The sequence below is a fragment of the Roseobacter sp. S87 genome, from assembly GCF_055693285.1.
The window spans coordinates 1,798,484-1,818,893 of sequence record NZ_JBVFTR010000004.1; the positions used below are offsets into that span (position 1 = coordinate 1,798,484).

18 protein-coding genes and 1 pseudogene are annotated in these 20,410 nt (G+C 57.8%); 10 read left to right on the forward strand and 9 right to left on the reverse strand.

Annotated features, from left to right (window positions below):
- Positions 1 to 94: 94 nt before the first annotated feature.
- Positions 95 to 997 carry a LysR family transcriptional regulator gene (locus ACZ1HA_RS09900; protein WP_472713730.1) on the forward strand — a complete coding sequence of 301 codons (903 nt, stop codon included), beginning with the start codon at positions 95 to 97 and terminating at the stop codon, positions 995 to 997.
- 42 nt (positions 998 to 1,039) lie between these two features.
- Here ACZ1HA_RS09900 and ACZ1HA_RS09905 read toward each other — a convergent pair whose 3' ends face one another.
- Genes ACZ1HA_RS09905 through ACZ1HA_RS09915 form a run of 3 tightly spaced genes read right to left on the reverse strand, consistent with a single transcriptional unit; the run spans position 1,040 to position 2,438 of the window.
- Positions 1,040 to 1,357, reverse strand: a complete 318-nt coding sequence (locus ACZ1HA_RS09905) for a muconolactone Delta-isomerase family protein (protein ID WP_375230675.1) — start codon at positions 1,355 to 1,357, stop codon at positions 1,040 to 1,042.
- A 3-nt stretch (positions 1,358 to 1,360) separates the two neighbouring features.
- Entirely contained in the window at positions 1,361 to 1,735 is a 375-nt protein-coding gene (locus ACZ1HA_RS09910) for a hypothetical protein (RefSeq protein WP_472713731.1), read from the reverse strand.
- Positions 1,701 to 2,438, reverse strand: a complete 738-nt coding sequence (locus ACZ1HA_RS09915) for an L-dopachrome tautomerase-related protein (protein ID WP_472713732.1) — start codon at positions 2,436 to 2,438, stop codon at positions 1,701 to 1,703. Before ACZ1HA_RS09915 ends, ACZ1HA_RS09910 begins: the two co-directional genes overlap by 35 nt.
- A 99-nt stretch (positions 2,439 to 2,537) precedes the next feature.
- On the opposite strand from ACZ1HA_RS09915, the gene ACZ1HA_RS09920 reads away from it, so the two are divergent.
- A complete protein-coding gene (locus tag ACZ1HA_RS09920; RefSeq protein ID WP_472713733.1) occupies positions 2,538 to 3,425 on the forward strand; it encodes a LysR family transcriptional regulator in 888 nt (295 codons plus the stop codon).
- A gap of 5 nt (positions 3,426 to 3,430) precedes the next feature.
- Here ACZ1HA_RS09920 and ACZ1HA_RS09925 read toward each other — a convergent pair whose 3' ends face one another.
- From ACZ1HA_RS09925 to ACZ1HA_RS09940, 4 genes and pseudogenes are all read right to left on the reverse strand, one after another.
- Entirely contained in the window at positions 3,431 to 3,922 is a 492-nt protein-coding gene (locus tag ACZ1HA_RS09925) for a hypothetical protein (protein WP_472713734.1), read from the reverse strand.
- 102 nt (positions 3,923 to 4,024) lie between these two features.
- Positions 4,025 to 4,135: pseudogene (locus ACZ1HA_RS09930) on the reverse strand (hypothetical protein); the annotation flags it as partial.
- Positions 4,114 to 4,536: a hypothetical protein gene (locus tag ACZ1HA_RS09935; protein ID WP_472713735.1), complete on the reverse strand. Its 423-nt coding sequence runs from the start codon at positions 4,534 to 4,536 to the stop codon at positions 4,114 to 4,116. The gene ACZ1HA_RS09935 and the pseudogene ACZ1HA_RS09930, both read right to left, overlap by 22 nt.
- 20 nt (positions 4,537 to 4,556) lie before the next feature.
- On the reverse strand, positions 4,557 to 6,017 hold the full coding sequence (locus ACZ1HA_RS09940) for a PA14 domain-containing protein (RefSeq protein WP_472713736.1): 1,461 nt from the start codon (positions 6,015 to 6,017) through the stop codon (positions 4,557 to 4,559).
- A gap of 183 nt (positions 6,018 to 6,200) precedes the next feature.
- On the opposite strand from ACZ1HA_RS09940, the gene ACZ1HA_RS09945 reads away from it, so the two are divergent.
- From ACZ1HA_RS09945 to ACZ1HA_RS09955, 3 genes are read left to right on the forward strand one after another with little or no spacing between them, the layout of a single operon-like run.
- Positions 6,201 to 7,913 (forward strand): ABC transporter transmembrane domain-containing protein, encoded by a 1,713-nt coding sequence (locus ACZ1HA_RS09945; protein ID WP_472713737.1) that lies wholly within the window; start codon positions 6,201 to 6,203, stop codon positions 7,911 to 7,913.
- On the forward strand, positions 7,913 to 10,003 hold the full coding sequence (locus ACZ1HA_RS09950) for a peptidase domain-containing ABC transporter (protein ID WP_472713738.1): 2,091 nt from the start codon (positions 7,913 to 7,915) through the stop codon (positions 10,001 to 10,003). Before ACZ1HA_RS09945 ends, ACZ1HA_RS09950 begins: the two co-directional genes overlap by 1 nt.
- Position 10,004: 1 nt before the next feature.
- The gene (locus tag ACZ1HA_RS09955; RefSeq protein WP_472713739.1) at positions 10,005 to 11,330 is read left to right on the forward strand and encodes an HlyD family type I secretion periplasmic adaptor subunit; all 1,326 of its coding nucleotides are present in this window, start codon (positions 10,005 to 10,007) and stop codon (positions 11,328 to 11,330) included.
- 167 nt (positions 11,331 to 11,497) lie between these two features.
- Here the strand turns inward: ACZ1HA_RS09955 and ACZ1HA_RS09960 are convergent, their stop codons facing one another.
- On the reverse strand, positions 11,498 to 14,038 hold the full coding sequence (locus ACZ1HA_RS09960; RefSeq protein WP_472713740.1) for a putative bifunctional diguanylate cyclase/phosphodiesterase: 2,541 nt from the start codon (positions 14,036 to 14,038) through the stop codon (positions 11,498 to 11,500).
- A gap of 60 nt (positions 14,039 to 14,098) precedes the next feature.
- Entirely contained in the window at positions 14,099 to 15,121 is a 1,023-nt protein-coding gene (locus tag ACZ1HA_RS09965; protein ID WP_472713741.1) for a LacI family DNA-binding transcriptional regulator, read from the reverse strand.
- Between the two features lie 230 nt (positions 15,122 to 15,351).
- Between ACZ1HA_RS09965 and ACZ1HA_RS09970 the strand changes: the two genes are divergently transcribed.
- The 5 genes from ACZ1HA_RS09970 (at position 15,352) to ACZ1HA_RS09990 (ending at position 20,406) form a co-directional block, all read left to right on the forward strand.
- The gene (locus ACZ1HA_RS09970) at positions 15,352 to 16,434 is read left to right on the forward strand and encodes an ABC transporter ATP-binding protein (protein WP_375230663.1); all 1,083 of its coding nucleotides are present in this window, start codon (positions 15,352 to 15,354) and stop codon (positions 16,432 to 16,434) included.
- A 35-nt stretch (positions 16,435 to 16,469) separates the two neighbouring features.
- Positions 16,470 to 17,807 carry an extracellular solute-binding protein gene (locus ACZ1HA_RS09975; protein ID WP_472713742.1) on the forward strand — a complete coding sequence of 446 codons (1,338 nt, stop codon included), beginning with the start codon at positions 16,470 to 16,472 and terminating at the stop codon, positions 17,805 to 17,807.
- A gap of 78 nt (positions 17,808 to 17,885) precedes the next feature.
- Complete coding sequence (locus ACZ1HA_RS09980; protein ID WP_375230662.1) at positions 17,886 to 18,803, forward strand: carbohydrate ABC transporter permease; 918 nt, start codon at positions 17,886 to 17,888, stop codon at positions 18,801 to 18,803.
- Entirely contained in the window at positions 18,803 to 19,675 is an 873-nt protein-coding gene (locus ACZ1HA_RS09985; protein ID WP_472713743.1) for a carbohydrate ABC transporter permease, read from the forward strand. The genes ACZ1HA_RS09980 and ACZ1HA_RS09985 overlap by 1 nt, the downstream gene beginning before the upstream one ends.
- Positions 19,675 to 20,406, forward strand: coding sequence for a cytochrome b561 domain-containing protein (locus ACZ1HA_RS09990; protein WP_472713744.1), 732 nt, complete (start codon positions 19,675 to 19,677; stop codon positions 20,404 to 20,406). The genes ACZ1HA_RS09985 and ACZ1HA_RS09990 overlap by 1 nt, the downstream gene beginning before the upstream one ends.
- Positions 20,407 to 20,410: the final 4 nt, after the last annotated feature.

Genomic DNA, 20,410 nt, shown 5'->3' on the forward strand with positions numbered 1-20,410 from the left:
GGCGTTCAGCCAAAGCCTGCCCAATAGCAGATTGGAAAAAAAGTGCTTTTATCTTAGGCTACCCAAACAAATACTTTGGCTGGAGAATTCCCAAATGGATTTGCAGTGGCTCGACGACATTCTGGTTCTGCTCGAAGAAGGCAATATGACGCGTGCGGCGGCACGTCGGAATATCACGCAGCCCGCGTTTTCACGGCGTATCCGGGGGTTTGAGGACTGGCTGGGCACTGACATCCTGACCCGGAAAGCGAATTCGGTAGAGATCAGCCCGGCACTCGCAGCGAATGAAACGGAAATCCGCGCGGTTCTGGGGCGTATGCGTGATCTGCGCAGCAGCATCTCCGCCTATGATCCGGCCAGTTCTACCCTGTCGGTCGCCGCACAGCACGCGCCGGTTTTTTCCGCCTTCTCCGAAATGGTTCTGCACGCGCGCAGGCGGTATCCGTCTGTGCGTTTCAGGCTGCGGCCCGGTAACCTGAGTGACTGTATCTCCGTCTTTCTGCGGGGGGACAGTAACCTGCTGCTCTGCTACGAATCCGGCCAGTCCCGGCCAATGCCCTTTGGTGACAGCATCCGACGCGAGATCTGGGGCAACGATATTCTGCTGCCTGTCGTCGGTGGCCCGTTGCGGTATGCGCTGCGCGATGACGGATCCGTTCCACCTGACACACCAGCGGTCATTTATCCGGAAGCCAGCTACTTCGGCCAGGTTCTGCAGGCATCTGATCGCGCTTTTTCAACGCGGACCCTGACGCGGAACCCGGTCTGTGAAACCGCCCTCTCCAGCGGGATCAAGGAACTGGTCATGCAGGGTGTCGGTGTGGGATGGTTGCCGTTCAGCATGGCGTTTCGGGAAATTGAAAGCGGCCAGATGATTTCGATGGCCAACCGCTTTGGGCAGGAACATGTGCAGACCGCGCTTTATGCGCACACGGCTGACGCGATGGCCTGCGCCCTGCTGGATGTCTGGAGTGACGGTCGCGGCACAAAGGCCTGAACGAAAAGGCCAGCCCACCCGGTCAGGCAGACTGGCCATAATTCATGTGCGTCCGATACGGTCCTGTACGTCGGCCGCAAAGTCCTCGTAGCGGCGCATGGACTTCACGTCGACCTGCACATGGTGTCCCATCTTCTGCATGATCGGCAGATCAAACAGAATCCGGTCGAGCGCGTCCGGTGTCTCAACGTCAACGATTGCAAGCACCCTGCGTTCGCCAACAATCTTCCACAGATCAATCACAACCCCGGCTGATTTTGCGCCCAGGGCCGCGTCTGCTTCTTCAGCCCAGACGCCCAGCAGTCCCTGCTGCTGCATCGTGGCATCGTATTCAACGGTGAAATCAAGTCTGTAGAGCATGGATCACCGACCACTTACCGCTGTGCCCAGAGCCGGGAACCGCATGATCTTGAACTCACCCACGGTGGCATCCTCACCGTCGTTCAGAACCGGCGACCGGTGCAGTTCGTTGATTGTCACATAGACATAACCATCGACCCCCATGGAAAACCCGTCGGGCCACGACATGTCGTCCTGCTGGTACAGAATCTCATAGGTTCCGTCCGGCCGGGTGACACCAACAGCATCCTCCGTGATCGAGGTGATATAGACGTTGCCCGCCGCATCGACGGTGGAACCGTCCGAAATCGGCTTGTCGCCATACCGTTCGACCCGTGCTTCAAGCTCTGCCGGAGAGAGGGTCTCATCCAGAAGATCCTTGGTGCGCACCCGGTACATCGCACTGGCCGTCATCGGGGCAAAATAGACCCAGGTGTTGGTCGGATCGATGGTGATCGGATCTCGCGCCGATATGCGCCGGAGCACCACCGAGGTTCACCACACGCCCATCGATGACCATGTCCGTCGGCTCAGGGACCGTGAAGGGCGACGCTTCAAGCACACGCCGTGCTCTGCCGGTCACGAGGTCCAGGACGATCAGCGCGGTAGTCTCTGCATTTGCGGTATCGGTAATGTAGATTGCGTTGTGTTCGCGATCGACGGCGAGGTCATTCAGGAAACTGGTCGGACGTGAGGCCGGCTGACCAATGTAGTAGATTTTGTGCAGCGACTCTGTGTTTGTGTCCCAGCCGACAATCCGGCCCGTCTGGCCATCCGCCTGACCGTCCAGCATCCACAGGATACCCTCGCGGTCTGCCCGCAGACCAAGCACGCCTTTCAGGCCCGGACCGTCGCCCTGTGGGGCATTTGCCCAAGCTTCGTTCGGATAAGGTTTCGTAGACCCATCCGGGCTGACCTCAACAATCCTGAGGTCCTTGCCGTAGAATTCGTGCACCGACATGAACATTCTGCCATCCGGGCCGATTGCCAGGTTGCCGGGCGGCATATCAGAACTGAACGCGGCATATGTTTCGATCTCTGCGGACGCGGTGGTTCCCAGGGCCAGTCCCAGCGACAGCGCGGCAATAACAGGTGTTTTCATCCAAAAATCCTCCCTTGGCTCGGATATTACCCCCTGCTATCATTCAATAAATCAGACATATACGCGGCCATATCCGAAACCATCGTTAGAAATTATTGAATGTACTCACTTGAAGATCTCCGCACTTTTGTCGAAATCGCGGACCGCGGTGGCATCACAGCGGCGGCAAGATCAATGGGCGCGGCACCGGCGACCATCAGTCACCGCCTGTCCAAGCTGGAAGATCATCTGGGCGTCAGCCTCTTTCACCGCAACAGCAGAAACGTCTCGCTGAGTGTTGAAGGAGAGGCATTCCGCAGCCGGGTCGTAGCCATTCTCGATGAACTGACCAACGCTGAAACGGACATTGGCGGGCATGGGAGCCTTCTGAAAGGGCATCTCAGGGTCACGATGGCCCCCTGGATTCTGTCGCGGTTTGTCCTGCCTTTGCTGGAGAGGCTGCGCGACCAACACCCCGGGCTGACCTTTGAGTTTCTGGCATCGGACCGATATGTGAACCTTGTCGAGGAGCAACAGGATTGTGCCATTCGCGTCGGCAGATTGCATGACAGCAGCCTGTTGTCGCGCAAGATCGCGGATAATCACCGCATCCTCTGTGCTGCGCCCGGGTATCTGAAATCCTTCGGCGTACCAGCGCAGCCCCGTGACCTTGGATCCCATCGCGCCGTTTGCCTTCCCTGGCAACGGAGCTGGGAATTCGATGGCGTAAAAGGGCCTGCAAACATGCCCGGGGACACTCTGCTTGTGTCAAACTCCGACAGCCTGACCGACGCGGCCATTCACGGGCACGGCATTGCGCTCAAGTCCCGTCTCGCCGTTGCGTCAGAGATGGACAGGGGCGAACTTGTTGAAGTGCTCCCCGGGGCTTTATCATCACCGGAGGCGCCAATTTCAGTTCTGAGACCGCCAAATCTGAAAGGCTCACGAAAAGTGGACGCCTTTTCTGACTTCGTCCGATCGGGATTTTCCGGGTTTAACAGCAACTGAGACCGTCACCAGTCGTTTCGTTCGTATGTGTCGTTCATTTCATAATCCTGTCCGGAATCAGGATTATCGACAATTTCTTCGTTGAGGGCGTTGTCGTCGTCGGTTTCGTCCGTCTGATCATTGTCTGCCGTTCCAACCCAGGAGGACTGTTCGTTTTCGCCACCGCCCGCAACCCAGGTGTCGTCCCCGAAACCATTGGCCGCAGAGGAACCCTGCCCGATGTCACCTACATCAAGCGTGAAGCTGCTTGTGCCGGACACTTCCTGGCCATTGAAGGCCGTGTCGGTGGTCACAACCTCTCCCTCTATGCGGCCTTCAAACCCTGGGGGCGGTGCAATTTCCAGAAGGCCGAGATCCCAGCCTGCGAGATCGACCTCGCCGCCATCTGCCACCGCGACCATATCACCGCTCATGAGAATTGTGTCCGCAGGCAGCCCGCTTACCACCACATGTGCCGCGTCAGACAAGCCCGGATCATCAAGTTCAACCGCAATCATTCCATTCTGATCCACGCTGAGGTCGTCAGAGGCCGTGACCAGTTCGCGACCATCGATACCGGGACCTTCCCACTCCAGCTTGAGCCCGGCATGCCCGTAGTTTTCGAAGTAGCGGACTTCGACCTGATGCGTGCCCGGCTCGAGTTCGATTTCGCCATTGCGCGTGCGGTACCCGTGCAGCCCATCGTCGGTTACAACCTCCTCACCATTGATGAAGAGAACAACGCCGTCGTCCCCACCAAGGAAGAATTTGAAGCTTCCCCCTCGTCCACATCAATATCACCCGTGATGCGGGCACCGAATGTATCGTCATCCCCGCCTTCCCAGAAAGAGCCACGGCTGTTTTTGTAATTGATGTCGTGCACCACTTCCTCATGCGTCGGCTCCGAGGACCAGTCGATCTGGTCCAGCCGGCGCAGCCCGTGGTCAACGTCAAAGTAGCTGGCCCGGAAACCAGTGCTCATAACATTGTCGGGCGCTGGAAGATCAGCCTGCTGAACGTTGAAATCAACATCTGTGACAGACGATGCGGATATGCCTGACTCTGACGTTGTGGTGGTCACCAGTTCCGCGTTTACCTCACCGGTGAATTCGATGGGGGTTGTAATGGTCATAAGGGACAGATCCAACCCGGTCACATCCACCGGCCTTCAGCATCAACTGTCAGAACCTCATCGCCGGCAGAGACCAGCGTTCCTTCGGGCAGCCCTTCCAGTACATGTGTGGATACCGCACCGTCCTGACCTTCTTCGGATACTGCGAGCGACAGGTTCAGCGGCATTCCGTTGATCGTCTGCAGATCATCAAACCCGGGTGACGTCAGAAGTTCCCGGCCATCTGTGCCGGGACCATCCCATTCAAGCTTCAGCCCGGCATGGCCATAATTCTCGAAATACCGCACTTCTACGTGATGCGTGCCCGGCTCCAGTTCGATGTCTCCGCTGCGTGTCCGGTAGCCGTGAAGACCATCATCAGACACAACCTCCTCGCCGTTGATCAGGAGAATTACACCGTCGTCCCCGCCCAGATAGAACGAGAACGCGCCGCCTTCTGACACATCGATATTGCCCGTTATCCTCGCACCGAAAGTGTCAGTGTCCCCACCTTCCCAGAACGAGTTGCGGCTGTTGGTGTAGTTGATTTCCGAGACCAGTTCTTCATGCGTCGGGTCCGCGTTCCAGTCGATGTCGTCAAGTTTGCTCAGACGCTGATCAACATCAAAATAGCTGGCGTGGAATCCGGTGGTTCCACTGAAGTCAGGTGTGTCAATCGCTTCAAAGCCGATGTCATGAACGAATTCGGTTCCCGCCGGCGAGACTGCGGTCACCTGGACCGACAGGGGCCCCGCTTCGTCATCCGAAAGGGTGACACCCTCTCGCAACCGGATCTGCGTACCCTCAACTTCAAAACGGTCGTCCGACACCTCAAATGTGTACGCACTGTAATCGCCGTCACCCTCAAGAGCGATCTCACCGACAACGGCCCCGTCCTCTCCGGTGGCGACCCCGGTATTGCTGACAGAAAGACCCGTTGGTTCAGGGTTGCCCTCTGGTGGTTCCAGGTCGAAACCACGTGTAAAACTGCTCCCGTCTTCGGCGATCACGGTCACTTCAACGCGGAACGCGTCCTGTTCATCATCTGAAAAAACGGCACCGGGCTTGGCCTGCAGCCCGAAATCACGGATTTCGAAACGTTCATCTGCAACTGAAAGGCGGTCAATTCCACCGGCCTCATCCGCAAGGCCAGTAAGGTCCGCGACGACATGTCCGCTGTTGCCGGCAGCAGACGTATCATTGGCGCCCAGTTCGCCTCCGGCAACGTCAGCGGCCGGCGCACCGTTGCCCGCCTGAGACGCATCACTGTCCGGGTCCTGATCAGCCGCCGTCCCCGCTGGCGCAAAAGAGGTATCCGGCGACTGTCCGTTGGCACTCGCTTCGTCCTGCTCGCCGTAGTGAAGCGTACTGCGTGACTGGTCTTCCTGACCCGCGTCACTGCTCTTCAGAGACTGGACAACAACTTTTTCTTTTTCGGATTCCGAACCGCTCTGGTCCAGAAATACACTGTCGTCAATCTGACTGCTGTTGTTCTCGGCCACGGAAAAACTCCTTACGCGTCACACACTCAGCGTCACATACCGGAATTCACTTAAAATTTCACCTGAACATAAATTTTTAAGCGTCTGATTTAATTAAAATAATAAACACTTTCTGCCATTGGTGAAAGAATTGGTAACCACGCAGAGGCTACAGTGGTCGTCGAACAATCAGGAGCGTTCAAGGTGGGGAACGGAACAACTGAAAGCATCAGAGTGGCGCGGCCTCCCCGACTTGGAGCCAGCGTTATCCTTTCGTCTTTGTGCATCAACCTTCTCGCTCTGGCACTGCCGATGGTCGTGCTCCAGGTCTTCGACCGGGTCATTCCCTTCGAGGCTTACGAAACTCTGTCGCTGCTGTTCATCGGGCTGTGCGTTGTCGCCGTACTGGATTTTGCCCTGAAATGGGCGCGGCTCGTGCTGCTCGGACATGCCGGGGAAAAGTTTGAACTGGACCTGAGTGAGAGGTTTATTTCGCGCTCGCTCAACGCTGATCCGGCGGCCTATGACAAAACCTCCACGGGTGATCACTTTGAACGCCTGAACGCGCTTACTCAACTGCGGGATTACTACTGCGGTCAGGGGCGGCTTTCGGCCATTGACCTGCCTTTTTCCGCGATCTTCATTATCATGATCGCCCTCATCGGCGGCTGGCTTGTCCTCGTGCCACTGGCGGGTCTTGCACTGTTGTTTGGCTTTAAGGCTGTCCTCCAGCACGCGCAGGCACCGGTTTTTGAAAAGCGGAAAACGCTCGACGGCAGACGCTATTCTTTTCTTATCGAATGCCTTTCTCAGATCCTCACGGTCAAGGCGGACACGATGGAACCGCAACTGCTGCGCCGCTACGAGGTTCTTCAGGATCAGTCTGTAAAAATCAGCGAGAAACTGATCCGGCTTTCCGGTCTTTCGCAATCCTTTGGCGCGTTGTTCTCCCAGGCAAGTGTTGCCGCAATGGGTCTTTTTGGCGCTTTTCTGGTCATTCACGGCCAGATCGGCGTCGCAGAACTGGCCGCCTGCATGCTTCTCAACGGGCGCACCGTTCAGCCGTTGCTCAAAATGCTGAGCCACTGGGCACAGTCCGAGAGTGTTGGATCTGCTCTGGCCAGAATTGAAGAAATCGGCAATCTGCCCCAGCGCGAAACCTCCGGCATCCGCAACAACGAATTACGTGGACAACTCACCTTTGAAGATGTCTCCGCAGCGCCGGGCGGTGATCACAAACGCGCCTTTTCGGATGTCTCCTTTAATCTGGAGGCAGGTGCAGTGCTCGGCATTATCGGCGATGAAGGTGCTGCCCGCGATGCAATGATGCGCATGATCCTCAGTGAAGAGGAACCTGAGACCGGCCAGATCCGGATAGATGGCAACCCGGTGAGGTTTTACAGCGAAGCGCGCGGACCAGGTGGGATTGTTTACCTGGATCAGAACCCTGTCATGTTCTCCGGTACGCTCCTGGAGAACATCTCCTGTTTTGGCGAGGGTGACGCTATTGAGCGCAGCCTGCGCATATCGAAAGAACTGGGACTGGAGAAAACGGTGCACCGGATGCCGATGGGCTACAGCACCACGCTTGGACCAACCGGTGAAATCGCCTCCAATCTCGCGCTGATGCAGACAATTGCGCTTGTGCGCGCTCTGACCCTGACCCCGGCCCTGCTGCTTTTCAACAATGCCGCTTCCGCGATGGATGACAGCGCGGTGTCGCGCCTTGCGGAATGTCTTCGCGCACTGAATGGCAAAACATCGCTGCTGATCGCGTCCGAACACCGTCAACTTTCCGCTCTTGCCGAACAGACCGTTCTGCTTGCCGGACAACGCCAACAGGACTTCAGCCTCTGGGATGAGGATGCTGAAGCCGACGCAATGATTGCGACACAAACCAGAAAACGGAGTGCCTGATGGATTTTGCAGTTCACCCCGGACTTAACCTGTTGCAGCGCCTGATGATCGAAGCCGGCTGGCACAGCAGCACCAGAAACCTCACGGAGGCCGCACCACACCTCGCCTCCGCGATTTCCGGCAATGAGTTGCTGGCGACGCTTGAAAACCTCGATGTCCCTGTCTCCATAGCTGAGGCCAGCCTGCGGGATGTGACAGAAAAAGACTGTCCCGCCCTTTTCATAGAAAAAAGCGGAACAATCTGCGGTGTTCTGGACGCGGGCTCAAAAGGCGTACTGGTCATCCGGCCGGGCGACGAGCATCCGCAGTGGGAAACACCGGACCGGAAAAACGGCACCGTTGTACGCATCGAGAGGTTCGCACCGTCCGATGCCCAGCTCAGTTTTGATGACTTCCGTACGATCACATCCGGCTTTCGCGGTCTGATACCCGGTCTTGTGCTCGCGTCGTTCATGACGAACCTGATGGGACTTGTGACACCGCTGCTGATCATGATGATCTATGACCGGGTTATTCCGGCAGATTCCGTTCCACTCGTAATCTCGCTCACCATGGCCGTAGGTCTTGTTCTGCTGGCGGATGCTGGTTTCCGGCTGGCCCGGTCGCACGCCGTTTCCTTTATGGGCAAAACCGTGGAACACCGCCTCGGCCTTGCCCTCTTCCGGAAGCTCATGTCGCTGCCGCCGGATCAGATCAAAAGTTCGGAAGTCGATCAGCAGATCTCACGATTCAAGCAGTTTGAAGGGACCCGGGATTTTTTCTCCGGCCAGAGCATGGTTACCCTTCTGGATCTGCCCTTTACGCTGATCTTTCTCGGTCTGATTTTCTTTCTCGCACCTGCTGTCGGCTTTCTGGTCGTCGGCCTGATCGTTGTTTTTGCCATCGCGATCTGGGTCACGCTGCCGGTTCAGCAGACACTGAACACTCAGGCCGCACGTGTTAAGGCCCGCCAGCAGAAAATTCTGTTTGAAACCGTGCGGATGCAGCGGAGCATTTACAGGCTGGGTCTTGGGAGTTTCTGGACAGATAAAAACGCCGCCGTTGCGCGCGAGGCAGCCTCAACCTCACGCGTCGCACGCCGGTTTCAGATGCTGTGCCAGATGTTCGGACAGAGCATTATGATGATCGCCGGCGTCGGCGCCGTTGTTCTGGGCACCGTTTCTGCGATGGAAGGGAGCATCACCTTCGGTGCTCTGATTGCCGTCATGGCACTGGTCTGGAAAGTGCTTACGCCACTCCAGTCGCTTTATGCCAACGCACCTCAGCTCGCAGGGTTCCTGCGCAGCCGCGAACAGATTGACCGTGTGCTCGCGATGCCGCAGGAAATGGTTCGTGGTGCCGCCACCTCCCATCAGAAGCAGTTTGACGGCCGCATCGCACTGAGCGGTGTCACACATCGTTTCCCTGAAGCCACAGACCCTGCGATCTCGCAGGTCTCTGCCGAGTTTGCGGCGGGCGAATTTGTCTGTATCTCGGGCAACAGCAGCAGCGGGAAAACCACCCTGCTTGAACTGATCATGGGCCTGCACACCCCTCTGGTAGGGTCGGTTCAGCTTGACGGTATGGATATCAGACAGATCCCGGTCGATGATCTGCGTCAGGCTTTCAGTTACGCGCAAAAGAAGCCGGATGCGTTCCACGGCACATTGCTGCAGAACTTCCGCCTTGCAGCCCCGACAGTGCCCGAGGACGACATCCGCGCCGTGATTGCAGAAATGGGTCTGGAGGATGACCTGAACGCGCTGACCGATGGTCTGAACACCCGCCTGACTGAAAAATACCGGCAATCACTTCCGGCCTCGACATCGCGCGGCTTTGCCCTGGTCCGGACGTTTATCCGACCAGCACGGGTCTATCTCCTGAACGATCCCGACGCGGGTCTCGACTATCTGCGAAAGCAGGCACTGATGGCGTATCTGAACCGGATACGCGGCGGCCATACTGTGATCGTCGTATCCAACGATCCGGAATACGTGAACATCGCCGACAGGTGCCTGTATATGTCTGGCGGCCGTGTTGTTGCAGATGACACCGGCGCCAGTGGTCGCCGCAAAGTCAACGCCCTTATCAAAGCGAACAGGGAGACCTGAAATGTCAGCGCCAACCGAAAAAAACACTAAACGCGGCATCTTTGACCGCAAGGCGATCCGGGCAAAAAACCACGCACCCCGTGTGTCATCCATGGTGGTTTTCACCCTCAGCGCGTTTATCGCGGGTGCGGTGGCACTGTCAGTGAGAACCACTGTTCCGGAACTTGCCAGGGCACCAGGGGAAATCACCACACTGGGACGGGCGCATCAGGTGGAAAGCATCAACCAGGGTGTGGTCGAGGCCGTTCATGTCCGCGAGGGCCAGGTTGTCGCCGAAGGCCAGATACTTGCAAGGCTGTTTTCTCCCGAGGTCGACCGGAATATCCGTTCGGTTCTCCAGCAGAAAGAGGCGCTGAATTCCAGAATTTCCACTCTGGAAAGCATCCTGTCATATCTGGACCAACCGGATGGATCTGCAGGCCCGCAGAGTGATGCGCCCGGTGGTGTCCGCGACTATGCGCGCTCCCGTGTCTGGCTGCACGATCTGCAGAAAGAAATCGCCCGCGGACGGGCCGCCAGCCTGCGTGAGATCATCCGCGAACTCGAAGTAGCCCAGGCTCTTATGGCCGGCAGGGTTCGGGAAAAAGAAGCTTCTGTCGAGAGGCTGGAAACATTGTTTGAGTCAGGCAGTATCACCCGCATCCGACTTGAAGCCGAGCAGCAGTCACTGGATGAGCTCCGAGGCAGGCTCATAGAAGCGGGCATAGAATTGGCAACGAACAAGGCCAACTACGCGGAATCCCGTGACAAACCCCTGGAACGTGATCTGGCGCTGCGCGAACAGACGCTCACAGAACTGTTCGCTCTCCAGCAGGAAAAAGATCAGCTCTCCACACAGCTGGCGACACTGGAAAGCCAAAGAGAAGAACTGGCCATCCGTGCACCTGTGGCGGGCGTTATTCAGGCCGTTGATTTTCCAAAAACCGGTGAGGTTATTGAAGCCGGCAGCACGCTGTTCGAACTCGTCAGCACGGATGAAAACCTTGTTGCCGAACTGCGGATTGGCGAAGCGGACATCGGTCATATCCAGGTGGACGACAGGGTTTCGCTGAAACTCACAACGTATGATGCCAGACGATACGGAGAAATCACCGGTCGCATCACCAGCCTTTCGCCGAACATCGTCACGGACCCGGCAGATGGGTCGACCTATTTCCGCGGTGTCGTAGCCCTCGATACCCTGACGATCGGGCGCGGCGAACTGGAGCGCCCTGTACGCGTTGGCATGGCCGGTGTCGCAGAAGTTGTTACAGACGAACGCAGTATGATGGCCTACCTTGCCAAGCCCGTTTACCGGTCGCTTGAAAGTGCCTTTGGCGAAAGGTAGAGGGCGGCGCTTGCCTGCACTTCCAATCCGGTCGCTGGCGCATGGATCATGCGGGCAAAACCTGTGGGTTGCGGTGGCCTGCCAATGTCATACCCGGAGAACCTGGCGGCATCGCGCGCGCCGGGGCTTGTGCGCCGTTCAGACAGTCCAACTGACTTCAGTTCGTTTCAGGCTCTGCGAGACTTTGAAACCTTCGTATGTCTGTCTTCCAGAAATGCGCAGGTTTTTTCAAAGTTCATAGGAAATGCAAGTGCATAGCCCTGAAGGTATTCGCAGCCCAGCTTCTGGAGTATCGAAACGTGGTCATCCGTTTCGACCCCCTCGGCAACAACTTCGACTTCAAGCATGCGCCCGATCTGTATAATTGTTTCCACCAACGCGCGTTGCCGGGGCGACTCAACAATCGGCTGGATGAGCAGCCGGTCCACTTTCAGTTTTCGGGGCGCCACCTGAAGCAGACTGACGATGGATGCGTGCCCGCTCCCAAAATCGTCAATTTCAATATCGATCCCCAGCTCGTCGATAAGACGCAGATTCTGCTCGATGACATCGTTCTTTGAATCCAGAAACGCAGATTCCAGCAGTTCAAACGATAAACGGCCCCGCGGGATGTCCAGACTTCTGATACTCTTTCCCAGCGACGGGTCATTCAGACGATGTGACGACACATTCACGGAAACCCGTGGTACGTGGATGCCGGCCTTTTCCCACTGCCGTATGTCCGAGAGCGCCTTTTTGAGCACAAGCTCATCGAATTGGGCAACGAGCCCCATGTCTTCTGCCATATCAAGGAACTCGTCCGGCATGAGCAGTCCAAATTCGGAACTTTCCCAGCGCACAAGCGCCTCCAAGCCGGACACTTCCAGCGTCTGCGCGTCAAACTGAGGCTGGTAGTGACAGGTAATTTCACCCTGGTCAAAGCCGGCCAGAAGGGCGTCAAAGGAATTTTTCCGTCGCCTTGCCTCTTCCCGCATGACCCTGTCAAAAAACCGACGCCGCCCGCGACCAGCTTTCTTAGCCTGATAGAGCGCGATATCGGCGTCAATGAACAGGGAATGACCGAGCGAGCTGCGGTCCTCAGAGACAGCAATGCCTATGCTCGTGCCGATATTGCATTGCTGCGACTCGTAGAAATACGGTTTGGCCATCTCAGCAATAATGGTGTCAGCGATCCGGCTCAATTCATTATCACCCGGCGCGTCAGGCACCAGGGCTACGAATTCGTCCCCGCCAACACGGGCAACCATTGCATTGTCCGGCAGAAGGTTTTGAAGAAGATCAGCGGCATGGCGCAGCGTCGCGTCACCGGCATCATGACCCAGTGTGTCGTTGATCTGTTTGAAGTGATCTATGTCGAAGTGAAGCACAGCAATCCGGGTGTCACCAGCATCCTGCTGCTCAACAAGATCTGTGAAAAAATCGTCCAGATACCGCCGGTTAGCCATGCCGGTCAATACGTCATGGCGGCTTTCGTATTCCAGTTCCGACCGTGCCGCTTCGAGCTGCTGCGCACGTTCGTAGTCGTCTGTGACATCAAAATTCACACCGTAGTAGCGTGCGCCACGCTCAGGCGATTTTACATATTTGCCGCGTGTTCTGATGTACCGGACCGTCCCGTCGTCCAGCAGCAACCGATAGTCCGTCGCAATATCTCTTTCTTCCCGCAGGCACTCCTGTGACAGTTTTTCGACGGCGTCCCTGTCTTCGGGGTGGATGTTTGATGCCCAGGCGTCGGCATCTACAATATTCTGCCCTTTCGGAAGGCCGAAAATCTCGAGCAGACGGTCATCCCAGAACGCATATTTGGCGCCCACATCGTATTCCCAGCGCCCCATGCCTGCGGCTTCCATCGCGATCTCAAGACGCTGAGTAATCGCCTGGCTTTCGGCCTCGCCCGCTTTGATATCGGAAATGTCAGTATCTGTTCCGATGATGCGCGCGGGAAGTCCATCGGCGTCCCGCCGCACAACTATGCCATTACTGAAAATCCAGACCCAGTGACCTGCTGTATGCCGCTGGCGGAATTTGTAGTTGATAATCTCTGTCTCCCCGGCCTCAAGCTTTTGAAGCTCTTCCATTATGTGGTCACGATCCTGTGGATGGATCGTTTCCAGCCAGGTGTCATTGTTGGTTGGAATGGGCATGTCCGGCCCCATGCCGCGCAAAAGGCGCCAGCCAGACGACACAAAGTGGCGGTCATGTTCGAAATCGTGGTCCCAGATGCCCTGATTTGCGCCGTGCACAGCGGTACGCCAGCGCCATTCACCTTCAGAAGGGCTGCCAGCATATGGTTCTGATATTTCTGAAGGCGCAAGGACCCGGATGTCCGGTTTGTCAGCGTTTGTCTCAACGGCTGCCTGGAAAAGAAACAGCAGCTCGTCCGCATCCGTCTCCCGATAAGCACGTACGCGAAAAGATACAGGCGGTTTTGCCGGTGGTCCGATCAGCAGTGCCACACAATCTTCGTAGGTACCGTCCCAAACCCCGGCGAGGTCGGTCTCGGACGGGCAACCTGCTGTCGGGCAGCACAAAGATCGCAGATCAGCGCCCCGCAGGTTATTTTTTGACGGCAATCCAAGGATGTCCGCCGCCTGGTCATTTGCTGCCCTTATCTTGAGTGCGGCATCGGCCAGAAACGCAGGAAACGCCACAGCATTAAGCAATGCTGCCGCGCGTTCCTCGGTTTCTTCGCGGTTTCCTCTACTCAAAACAGCGCCCTCGCTACACCTGAACAGCTAGCGGATTGCCATTTAAGGACGCGTTATCAATTAAAAATCTAACAATTTTGCCGGCCCGGTCCCTGAACCGCCAGACCGCTGCGGACAGGTCGTCTGGCCGGGTTCAAACTGAAGCGGCAGCACTTTACTGCGCTCGGTCGGAACACCGTTGATCCGTGCCAGCAGATTACGGGCACCGGTGATGCCCATAAGACGCCGCAAAGTCCGGATCGTGGTCAGTTTCATCGGCAGAACGCTGGCAAGATCAAGGCCGTTGAAGCCCACGATGCCCATGTCCTCCGGCACTTTCAGGCCCCGGGCCTGACAACACATCAACCCGCCAAACGCCATATGGTCGTTCAGATAGCAGATGATATCCGGTTTTCCCTCATCCAGCAGGCTTGCCGTTCCGTCGTAGCCAGTGACAAAGGCGTTGCCCAGCGGCGGCCGTGCCGCAGTGACTTCGCCTGCCCCGTCCGGCGCAAAAACACTCCGGATCCCCTCCAGCCGCGCGTCGGCCCGTTTGTCGTGCCCGCGCGGTGTGCTGACAAAAGCGGGCTGCCTGTAACCCAGGGCCGCTGCATGCTCACCGATCATCTGCCCGGCGCGGAAGTGATCTATTCCAACGCAGATGTCGATCGGGTCGTCTGTGTGATCCCAGATTTCAAGAACCGGGATCGGCGACGCGCGCAACAGTTCCCGTGTTTCCGGATGGTGATCGACACCTGTCAGGATGATCGCCGCCGGTTGCCAGGACAGCAGGCGCCGCACCCAGGCCAGTTCCGCCTCAGGATCGTATTCTGTCGTATCGATCACACTGGAGTAGCCCGCGCTGTCAAAAGTCTGGCGCATACCGTTGAGGATTTCGGCGAAAACCTCGCCGGCAAAAGTCGGCAGCGATATACCAATCAGATTGGAGTTCGACACCACCAGCGAGCGGGCCGCACTGTTCGGCATATACTTCATCTGACGCGCAACCCTGAGGATTTCAGCCCGCGTTTTTTCCGACACACCTTCGACCCCGCGGATCGCCCGCGACACACTCATCACGCTGACGCCTGCACGGCGTGCCACGTCTTCAATCCTGGTCGGTCCGGCCCGGCGCGCCATGAAGCCCCCTTGCGCTAAACGTTATCGCATGTCCGTTTTACCTATCAGAATCAGATACCTGGACAGCGATTTACGTTAACGTTAACGTAGTTTTCGTTTTTTGTCCTTCCTGATTTTGCGCCCGCCATGCACTGTAACGGAGCCGGCAGATCCGTGACGGATCTATCCGGCATGCGCATCGGGGGGAGAACGACGTGCCCAGAATTGTGTTCGATCAGGTTGCCAAAAGCTATGGCGCGACGGAGGTCCTGCCGCCGTTCGATCTGGAACTGGACGACGGTGAATTCACCGTGCTGGTGGGCCCGTCGGGCTGCGGCAAATCGACCACCCTGCGCATGCTGGCAGGGCTTGAGACCCTCTCCGGCGGCGAGATCTATTTCGATGACCGCCCGATCAGCAGACTTGATCCGAAAGAACGCGATCTGGCGATGGTTTTCCAGGATTATGCGCTCTACCCGCACATGAACATTGCAAAAAACATGTCTTTCGCGCTGCGTCTGGCTCGCGTTCCGAAGGCGGAAATCGACGAAAAAGTTCAGCGCGTCGCAGAGATGCTGAACATCGCTCACCTGCTGGACCGGAAACCAGCGGAATTATCGGGCGGTCAGCGTCAACGGGTTGCTATGGGCCGGGCATTGGTCCGGGACGCCGGCACGTTTCTTTTTGACGAACCTCTGTCAAACCTCGACGCCAAGCTGCGCGGCAAGATGCGCGCTGAACTCGCAGAGATGCGCGATACGATCGACAAAAACATGGTCTATGTGACCCATGACCAGGTCGAAGCAATGACACTGGGCGACCGGATTGTGGTGATGAGCGATGGGCTGATCCAGCAGCAGGGGTCGCCCGAAGAGTTGTTCAAATCGCCCCGCAACCGGTTTGTCGCGGGCTTTATCGGCTCCCCCACAATGAACTTCGTGGACGGTGAACTGGTCGAAGAAAAGGACGCCGTCTGGGTCCGTGGCGATGGTTTTCATCTGCCACTGGATGCGGAAACCGGCGCGCGGGCAAAGAACGCGCCCGACCGGAACATCACGCTCGGCCTGCGACCCTCCAGTTTTTCGACAGATGTCACACAGGGTGCGCCAATTGAGCTGCGGGTTGTGGTCTCTGAATATCTCGGGGCCCAGTCGGTGCTCGTCACGCGCTGTGGCAATGCAGACGTGCTGGTCGAGACGCAAAGCGCCGCACCCGTCCAATCCGGCGGGATGCAAACCTTTGGCGTGCTGACCGACGAACTCATGATTTTTGACAAGACGTCGGGGCTGCGGCTCTGACACGCAACAGAAATAGCATCAGGGAGGACTGAAGAATGCTATCACTCAAATCAATCCTGACGGGGACAGCCGTTTCCGTTTCAATGGCCGGCATGGCGCTGGCGGACGGACACGGTGGGCCATATGCGCCTTATGCCGGCACGACGCTGGTGATCAACGTGCCCGCCCACCCGCACTATAACGCGATGATGAAAGTCATCCCGGAGTTCACCAAGGAAACCGGGATCGAGGTCGAAGTGGACCAGCTTCAGTACCTCAAGATGCGCGAGCGCCAGACACTTGAGTTGACCAAGCGCGAGGGCGACTATGATATGATCGCCTACGTGGTTTTCTCGAAAGCTGACTACATCTATGCGGATCAGCTGGAAAACCTTGCGAAGTACTTCATGAACCCCGCGCTGGCGGACCCCAACTATGACCAGGGCGACCTGATCTCTGGATACGTTGAAAACATCGGCGTCGCCGGTGGTCAGAAGGGCTATCTGCCAGGTCAGCTGGGCTCGGCTTACGGTATTCCGTTCGGCTCCGAGACCTCAGTTCTGGCTTATCGCAAGGACATCTTTGAAAAGCACGGCATTGGTGTGCCGGAAAGCTACGATGACCTGCTGGATGCAGCCTGCAAGATCCCCGAAGTTGAGCCCGGCATGGGCGGTATGGCGTCCCGCGCGGCCTCCGGCCACCAGGCCAGCCACGCGTTCCTGCTGCACCTTGCCCCCCTTGGCGGCCGGGTATTCGACGACAGCTGGGAGCCGATCATCAACAATGAGGCCGGTGTTGCCGCTGCAAACGCTCTGAAAACCATCGTGGACTGCGGCCCCGAGGGCAGCCAGACATTCGGTCCTGCCGAAGCTGCTGCAGCCTTCAGCCAGGGACAGGCTGCCATGTTCATGGACTCCATCGCCTTTGCCGCTGGTTTCGAGGACCCGAGCAAGTCCAAGGTCGCTGGCAAAGTCGGCTATGCGCTGCACCCTGAAGGTGTGCGCCGCGGCAGTCAGACCGGTGGTTTCGGCATCGCCATTCCGAAAAACGCCCAGAACAAAGAGGCCGCCTTCCTGCTGATGCAGTGGCTGACTTCGAAAAAGGGTGACCTGATGGTGGCGATGGCAGGCGGTAACCCGTCCCGCTTCTCGACCTATCAGAACGAAGAGCTGAACGCCAAATACCCCTATTCCGCGACTTTCGGCGAAGCGCTGAAGTACGCAGACCCCGACTGGCGTCCGATCATCCCCACATGGGGCAAGATCAATGCCGACATCGGCACAACCATGAGCCAGGTTCTGACCGAAGGCCTGGACCCGCAGGAAGCCCTGAACGGTGTGGCGGAACGTGCCCGCGCCATCATGGATGAGGCCGGCTACTATACCTGGCAGTAACGTCTCCCTCCCAGGAGCCCCGCCGGGCCGCGCATACTGCGGCCCGGCACACCCACCCCGCACCGATGGATCCGTGACATGCAGACCGCGAACGTCAACAGGCTGACCCCCTATCTCTTTCTGGCCCCTGCCGCGATCATCATGGGCATCGCCCTGCTCTATCCCATCGGCTACATGGTCTACGCCAGTTTTCTCGACTGGAACCCCAGCCAGCGTATCGGTGAGGCAGAGTTCATCGGCCTGCGCAACTACACCAATCTTCTGAGTGACGCCGCTTTTCTCGAAAGCTTCTGGGTCACGATCAAATTCGCCGCAGTCGTCGTGACGCTGGAAATGTTCCTGGGCGTGGGTCTCGCCCTCCTGCTCGACCGGAACATCCGCGGCATGTCCCTGCTGCGCACCCTCTTTATCCTGCCGATGATGATCGCGCCCATCGTTGTGGGTCTGATGTGGCGCTATATGTACCACCCGACCGTCGGCATCTTTAACCGTACCCTGAAGTCCCTCGGCCTTGAACCGGTGCCGTGGCTGTCGGACGGCAGCTGGGCCTTTGCATCAGTCGTGATTGCCGATGTCTGGCAGTGGACCCCGTTCATCTTTATTCTGTCGCTCGCAGCGCTCCAGTCTCTGCCTCAGTCGGCCATGGAGGCCTCGCGGATTGATGGCGCCACCGGCTGGCAGCAGATCGTCTACATCAAGCTGCCGCTGATGCTGCCTGTGCTTATTGTGACCCTGTTGTTGCGCCTCATCGACGCCTTCAAAGTGCTGGAGGTGATCCTTGTGCTGACCAACGGCGGCCCCGGACTGTCCACTGAAATTCTCTCACTGCGTATCTCGCGTACGGCATCCGAATTCCGGGAACTGGGCGAGGCTGCGGCCATGTCCAACTTCCTGCTGATCCTGCTGATGGTCCTGACGTTCGGTATGTTCTTTTACAACAAAGCGATGGAGGTGCGCGCCGCACGTCTGCGCGCGGCCGCCGAGGAGGATGTGTGATGTCTGACAAGACCTACGACCGTCAGAACCCCGCGTTCTATGCCCTGCTCGTGGCACTTGTGGTGATGTCGGTCGGACCGATTGCCATGATGCTGATGACGTCGCTGAAACTGAACGTCGACATCATGTCGGATACATCGTCGCTGCTCTTTATGCCGACATTGCGCAACTACGAAACGGCCCTCTGCGATTTCCTGTGGTATGAGGCGCCTCATATTGACTACTGCGACAAGACATTTGGGCGGGCGCTGGTTAATTCGCTGATCATCGCGCTGGTCTCGACGGTCCTGACGCTGGTGATCGGCTGCATGGCGGCCTATGCGCTGGTGCGGTTCCGCTTTATGGGGCGGGATACGGTGTCGCTGGCAACGCTGGGTATGCGCATGGTGCCCCCGGCTGTCCTGCTTGTTCCGGTGTTCGGCATCTGGACATTCCAGTTTCAGATCGACGGGACACGGGCGGGCATCATCCTCGTCTATGTCGCGATGAACCTGCCTTTCGTGATCTGGATCCTGCAGAGCTTTATCGTTCAGGTACCGATCCAGCTTGAGGAAGCCGCCCGCATGGACGGCGCCGGTCCCTTCGGCGTCTTCTTTCTGGTGGTGCTACCGCTGATCAAACCCGGTCTGGCTGCAGCGGCGATTTTCACCTTCCGCGTGGCCTGGAACGAGTTCCTGCTGGCTAATGCTCTGGCGGACCGGAATTCGCGTACTGTGCCGGTGACCATCGTGAATTCCATGACTGAGTTTGACATCGACTGGGGTGTCATCATGGCGACGGGCATGCTGCTGGCCATCCCGCCGATCATCTTTACCTTTGTGGCCTCGCGCCAGATTATCACCGGCATGACCGCGGGCGCGGTCAAGGGCTGATGATGGAGTGGCTGCTCGCCCCCATGGACCCGGGTGCGCCCCATGAGGTGGGTGGCTATCTGAGCTGGCACGCAAGGCTCATGGTGCTGGCCTGGGGTATTCTGGCTCCGCTGGGGGTTTTCGTGGCGCGCTATTTCAAGGTTCTGCCCGGCCAGAACTGGCCGCAGGCCCTGGACAATCATCTGTGGTGGAACACGCACCGTATCTGTCAGTATTCCGCCTGCGTCCTGATGCTTGTGGGTCTGTGGCTCATTCTGAACGCAGGACCCATCATCTATCGCCCTGGTCCTCATGCGTTGCTGGGCTGGTCCGCTCTCGCCCTGGCCCTTGTTCAGATCATGGGCGGCATTCTGCGTGGCACCAAAGGTGGCCCGACGGACCCTGCCCCCGACGGCACCCTCCGGGGTGATCACTATGACATGACACCCCGCCGCCTGGCTTTTGAATACATTCACAAATCCGCCGGATACCTCGGCCTTGCCCTAGCTGTTGCGGCCATTCTGACCGGTCTCTGGCAGGCAAATGCGCCTAACTGGATGTGGCTGGTTCTGGTGCTCTGGTGGCTGGGTCTGCTGGTCGCATCTGTGCGCTTGCAGCGGCGCGGCATGGCCGTCGATACCTATCAGGCTATCTGGGGCCCTGATCCGCGTCTGCCGGGTAACCAGCGCAAACCGATCGGTGTCGGTGTGTCCCGCAGGTCAGAAAACAACGACATACAGGGCTCGGTCTGAGCGG